7 protein-coding genes are annotated in these 5,279 nt (G+C 42.5%); 2 read left to right on the forward strand and 5 right to left on the reverse strand.

The window, feature by feature from the left end; genetic code table 11:
* Both LHW48_02745 and LHW48_02750 read left to right on the forward strand, forming a co-directional pair.
* A partial coding sequence (locus LHW48_02745; GenBank protein MCB5259377.1) for a hypothetical protein occupies positions 1-436 on the forward strand: 436 nt, incomplete at its 5' end.
* A gap of 9 nt (positions 437-445) precedes the next feature.
* Entirely contained in the window at positions 446-1,105 is a 660-nt protein-coding gene (locus LHW48_02750; GenBank protein MCB5259378.1) for an ABC transporter ATP-binding protein, read from the forward strand.
* Between the two features lie 16 nt (positions 1,106-1,121).
* On the opposite strand, the gene wecB is transcribed toward LHW48_02750, so the two are convergent.
* From wecB to LHW48_02775, 5 genes are read right to left on the reverse strand one after another with little or no spacing between them, the layout of a single operon-like run.
* Positions 1,122-2,180, reverse strand: a complete 1,059-nt coding sequence (gene wecB, locus LHW48_02755) for a UDP-N-acetylglucosamine 2-epimerase (non-hydrolyzing) (protein MCB5259379.1) — start codon at positions 2,178-2,180, stop codon at positions 1,122-1,124.
* Positions 2,181-2,190: 10 nt separating this feature from the next.
* Entirely contained in the window at positions 2,191-3,471 is a 1,281-nt protein-coding gene (locus tag LHW48_02760; protein ID MCB5259380.1) for an Ig-like domain-containing protein, read from the reverse strand.
* Positions 3,468-4,052 (reverse strand): riboflavin synthase, encoded by a 585-nt coding sequence (locus tag LHW48_02765; protein MCB5259381.1) that lies wholly within the window; start codon positions 4,050-4,052, stop codon positions 3,468-3,470. The genes LHW48_02760 and LHW48_02765 overlap by 4 nt, the downstream gene beginning before the upstream one ends.
* A 2-nt stretch (positions 4,053-4,054) precedes the next feature.
* Entirely contained in the window at positions 4,055-4,651 is a 597-nt protein-coding gene (gene recR, locus LHW48_02770) for a recombination mediator RecR (GenBank protein ID MCB5259382.1), read from the reverse strand.
* Positions 4,652-4,657: 6 nt separating this feature from the next.
* Positions 4,658-4,981 carry a YbaB/EbfC family nucleoid-associated protein gene (locus LHW48_02775; protein MCB5259383.1) on the reverse strand — a complete coding sequence of 108 codons (324 nt, stop codon included), beginning with the start codon at positions 4,979-4,981 and terminating at the stop codon, positions 4,658-4,660.
* Positions 4,982-5,279: the final 298 nt, after the last annotated feature.

Below are 5,279 nucleotides of genomic sequence, written 5' to 3' on the forward strand. Positions count from 1 at the left end.
ATCCAAAGATATTGAGCTTGCACAAGCGGAATTCTATGTACAAGATAGAATCTACAAGGACATCAGCTTGTTTATGGCGATCTTCGTGGTCATCATCGCAGTTATGGGTGTATATGCCGTAAGCTCGGTTAGTATCCATGCACAGATGAAGGATATCAGCATTCGCAAGATTTGCGGGGCAGAATTCTCAGATCTCTTCCGGCTATACCTGAAGAAATACATCTATCTCTATATTTTGGCAGCCATCCCGGGAATGTATCTGGCACACAATCTAATCAGCCTCTATGCAGACAGATTTGCTATGCAAAACAAATTTGCCTTGATCGCTTTTCCGGCGGCAATCATCATCATGATTCCGATTGTGTTCATTCCATTATACTTAAACATTCTAAAGGCGTATAAAGCGGATCCAACTCGCTATCTGCAAGCGGATTAAGGAGAGAAGATGATAGAGCTTAAAAATCTGAGTAAGATATACTGTACAGATACCATTGAGACTACAGCCCTAAACGAGCTTAACCTACACATCAAAAAAGGCAGCTTCATTGCCATCAAGGGCCCCTCAGGATGTGGTAAGACCACTCTTCTGAACATTATGGGGCTTATGGACAAACCCAGTAAAGGGGAAATGGTTATTGTTGGGAAGAATACAGCACATCTTAGTGAAAAAGAGCGAAATAGGTTACGGCGCAAGACCATTGGCTTTCTCTTTCAAAAGTTCAACCTAATCGCATCGCTTTCCGTGTTCGAAAATGTAGAGCTGCCCCTCTTATATGAGAAAGTGGATAGTGCTACACGCCGAGAAAAAGTGATGACAATACTTAAGCAATTGGGAATGGAAGCCCGAAAAGACCATTTTCCCCATCAGCTTTCCGGAGGACAGCAGCAAAGAGTGAGCCTTGCCCGCTGTGTTATTAATGATCCGGAGCTGATATTAGCAGACGAACCCACCGGCAATCTGGATAGTCGTAATGGCGAGGAAGTAATGCAGCGGTTAAAAGACTTGCACAAAAGCGGTAGAACCATCGTGATGGTAACGCATGACGATAAATATGCAAGCTATGCCGAACAGATCATTCACTTGAACGATGGCATGATAATGTAAGCCAAGCGGGATTGATTTATCCCTTCACCAGCTCTTCCAACATTCGACTTGCTACATTTTGCCCAAAGATTTCTGGGTGTGCAGGAGGCTCCACAAAATTTCTCATCGCTTTCGGGAAGCTGCTGTCTTCAGGTGGCAAAAGCATATTCCAGCCGCTCTCGACCGTTTCCACCCACTCTGTTTCCGGCCGCAGAGTAACGCAACGCTTTTTTAGGATATAGGCTTCTTTTTGGATGCCACCGCTATCGGATAGCATCATGGCGCAATTATCCATCAGCATTAAAAAATCCAGATATGCCTGAGGAGCCACAAAGTGAATGTTATTAAACTGGTTTTTGGAGAGGCGTTGCAGCATCTTTCTGGTGCGGGGATGCACCGGGAAAACAATGTGGGTATCCAATGTATCCAGTGATCTTAGTATATGTTCAAGTTTCTGTGGATCGTCTACGTTATAAGGCCGATGCAGAGTCAAGAGGAAGTATGCTTCTTCGGAATTCAATTTTAGCTCTTGCAGAACTCGCGATTCTTTGCGAGCCTTAGTTATGCCAAAGGCAAGGGAATCCACCATGATATCGCCCACCAGGCGGCATTTGTTGCTCAACCCCTCTTTGGCGGCATTTTCCATCGCTTTTTGAGTGGGGGCAAGCAGGATATTGGAGATATGATCGGTCGCTATGCGATTTATTTCCTCCGGCATGCTACGGTTAAAACTTCTAAGACAGGCTTCTACATGTGCTGTTTTGATGCCCAGTTTTACCGCTGCCAATGCTCCTGCCAGCGTTGTATTGGTATCGCCATACACGATTACCAGGTCTGGCTTTTGGCTTTGAAGAATGGGCTCTACCAGAGCCAATATTTCTCCGGTTTGAACGCCTTGAGTTCCCGAGCCCACGCTTAGGTTATAGTCTGGGGCGGGGATTTCCATATCTCTAAAAAAAACTTCATTCATCTGCAGATCATAATGCTGTCCGCTATGAATTATTTGCTCTTCGATGCCTGCGGCTCTTATTACCCTGGAAAGCGGTGCCAGTTTTACAAATTGAGGTCGCGCTCCAACTATCTGAATTATCTTCATGGTTTCTCCGTTATCGTTTGATGGGTAAGAAGACCGATTCAATGTCTGCTGCCATCGTATTTCCATAATAGTCACTTGTTTCTTTATGAAGCACAAGTTTGTAGGATCGGTAATTTACTAGTTCATCTCTTGGTTTCAAGATTATTTTCCTACCAAGATTGGCCTCCACTGCCAAGGGTATTTCTTGCTTAGATTCAGAAGCAATCAGGCTAACGTGAAGATTATCTGATGTAACAATCTCAGAAAACACAAGCTCGATAGTGGGCTGGAGGCTGTTTACTGTTGCACCGTTCCGAGGTAGTATAGATACAAGAGATACTGCACTGGTATCGGAAAAGACTCTGGGGTTGAACTGCAATCCGCTCATTGGGCTGATATTTCCTTTAAGATCAGTTAAGTTGCGCATATTAAGATCGTAGGACGAGGAATCGGGCTTGGCGATTAGCATGCGCAAGATATTACCTTCCAAATGACGTTTTAATATGCTTAGTGAATTTTCAGAGTCTCTTTGGAGTAATTCCACATATTCAACGTTGCTAATGGGTTCGCTAAGTTCCACTTCCAGTTCTTGTGGCGATATGTGCCGTATTTGTCTTATTTGAGCCATCGAGGTATCCGCATAAGCAAGAGAGATGTCCATTGTGCTTCTATTATCGGCTTTACATAGCTTCTCAAAGAACGGCTCTAGTGTGGTATCGTATCTGTTATTAAGATTTTTATCTATGTATGTGCGTAATTGATACTCAGCAGGGGTTAAATTGAGTAATTCGTAACTGCTACCCTGCAGTTCATCCATCATTACCAAAAGCGAATCGGCTGAAAACACAGAAAGCTTTACTTTCGCCCCATTATCGGCTTGATCTTCATAGTTGATCAGCCCAGAGATACTTGCTGTGGCAGGATTTCCATGTTTAAAAATAAGGGTATAGGGACGCTCTAACTCATTTCCTCGCAGATCCTTAATTCTGGTACTGAGTGTTATGTAGTAAAAACTATTGTCTTGCAGGTCTTCACGAATCTCGATTTTCAGTGTTGAGCGGGATAGGTAGATGCGGCGGTTTGTGATGGGAGGATAGAAGTAAACTGAATTTGTAAGCGTACTCTTATCCATGTTTTTCGAAAAGTCTACTTCAATTACTTTGCTGGAGATATCACCAAACTCTGCCGGATTGGTAGATAGTATAGAGGGCTTTTCGGTATCTTCAGCGCCTCCAGTTGGATTACGTTTGCTGCCACACCCGCTAAGCATAAACAGGCAAAATACTACAATTACTAAGCAGATATTTCTCATAAGTTTTTTCTCAAAATGTATTTTCCCAAAGGATCATACTCCAGATTTACCAGTTCACCAGATCGGATGAGGGGCAAGTTGCTATTGATCTGAGTGTGTTCAATCAATGCTATGGAAAACTCTCTACTACCCAAAGATGCGATAGTTAAACTTATTCCATTTATAGCAATAGAGCCTTGCGGAATAAGCAGTTGTCTATCCTGGTGATGTAGCTCGTAATGATAGTAGAATGTATTACCATGCTGTTCTTTGCGCAAAAACTTTGCAGTTCTGTCCACATGACCCAGCACCCAATGTCCATCTAAGCGGTCACCCAGCTTCAAAGCGCGCTCAAGATTTAGAATTGTATCGTTTCGCCAAGTTTGAGCATTGCTTTTTTGTAGCGTTTCGTGCATTACTTGGACTGTAAATGAATCTAAATCCAATTCTAACACAGTTAAACAGATGCCATTACAGGCTATGGAAGAGCCGGGTTTTATGTCATTGAACAAATCTGGACGTTTGATTTGAAAATATTTGCTACCATTATCGGTTCTAATAGAGATGATTTTTGCTGTACTTTCAATAATTCCCGTGAACATAACTATACGCTGTAACGCCTTGCCCAAGCGCTTCTTAGGGTGTTGCTGCTACTGTACTCTAAATCGCCGCCAAAAGGTATACCGGTTGAAAGCCGGGTAATACTGATTTCTCGCTTTTTGAATATCTCCCAGATATAGTGAATAGTAGCTTCTCCTTCTGCCGATGGTTTGAGGGCAAGAATTATTTCTTTAGGTTTTACTTCCTCTACACGGCGAGATAGTTCTTCGGAATGAATTTCACGAGGTCCAAAGCCATCGATTGGTGAAAGCAAATGCCCTAAAACAAAGTATAAACCTCGATATTCATTCATTCGTTCGATAATCGGTATATCGGAACTGTGTTCTACAATACAAATCTTATCGAGGTTTCGATCTGGAGACGAACAGATTGGGCAGGGATCACTTTCGGAAAGCATCAGACATCGTGAACAGGGTTTGAATGTTTCCACTGCAGTTTTGATATTTTCTGCTAGCTCCAAAGCAAAGACCTTATCTCCCCCTAACAAGTGCCAGGAAAGACGCTCTGCGGTCTTTTTGCCAATTCCGGGAAAACGGGATAGGCTTTCGATGAGTTTTTCCAGAATATCGCTATTATACATTTATTCTTAGAATAATCCGGGAATCTTCATGCCACCGGTGAGTTTTCCCATTATATCGTTACTTGCTTCTGCCACCTGTTTATGAGCCTCCTGAAGGGCTGCCAAGATGAGATCTTCTAACATCTCCACATCTTCCGGATCTACTGCTTCAGGATCAATCTTAATGCTCTTTATCTCGTAAGATCCAGACATACCAACCTTTACCATGCCTCCTCCAGAAGATACTTCAAACACTTTATTTTCAAGCTCTTGTTGAGATTTCATCATTTCCTGCTGCATCTTTTGAGCTTGCTTCATCAGTTGATTCATATTCTTTCCACCTTGTAACATGGGTAGCTCCTTTGCTAATATTTATCAGTATTCCAAAAGCTTGTATTATCAGATTTAGTCAAGAGCTAAATTGGCATTTGATTATTTTGAGAGTTGGCAAGTTGAGTTCACATTGAGTAAAATGTACGCAGTTTATTTGTAACAGAGCTTTCCCAAGCTCCAAAAGTAGAAGCGCCAGCTTGAAACCTTATTGTAGATTCTGCATACTTCCGCATTATGAAACGCCAAGCTGGAGTTAACTATCCTAATGCAGAAAGTTATGTTTACTCATAGTCTTTTCGTTTGCCATTCCCTGATG

This window comes from Candidatus Cloacimonadota bacterium, from assembly GCA_020532355.1.
Classification (GTDB): Bacteria; Cloacimonadota; Cloacimonadia; order Cloacimonadales; family Cloacimonadaceae; genus UBA5456.

What these genes read in the sequence shown, in the direction of transcription:
- LHW48_02775 (MCB5259383.1), bottom strand. Translation starts at nt 4,981, where the DNA reads ATGTTACAAGGTGGAAAGAATATGAATCAACTGATGAAGCAAGCTCAA.
- LHW48_02760 (MCB5259380.1), bottom strand. Translation starts at nt 3,471, where the DNA reads ATGAGAAATATCTGCTTAGTAATTGTAGTATTTTGCCTGTTTATGCTT.
- recR (MCB5259382.1), bottom strand. Translation starts at nt 4,651, where the DNA reads ATGTATAATAGCGATATTCTGGAAAAACTCATCGAAAGCCTATCCCGT.
- wecB (MCB5259379.1), bottom strand. Translation starts at nt 2,180, where the DNA reads ATGAAGATAATTCAGATAGTTGGAGCGCGACCTCAATTTGTAAAACTG.
- LHW48_02750 (MCB5259378.1), top strand. Translation starts at nt 446, where the DNA reads ATGATAGAGCTTAAAAATCTGAGTAAGATATACTGTACAGATACCATT.
- LHW48_02765 (MCB5259381.1), bottom strand. Translation starts at nt 4,052, where the DNA reads ATGTTCACGGGAATTATTGAAAGTACAGCAAAAATCATCTCTATTAGA.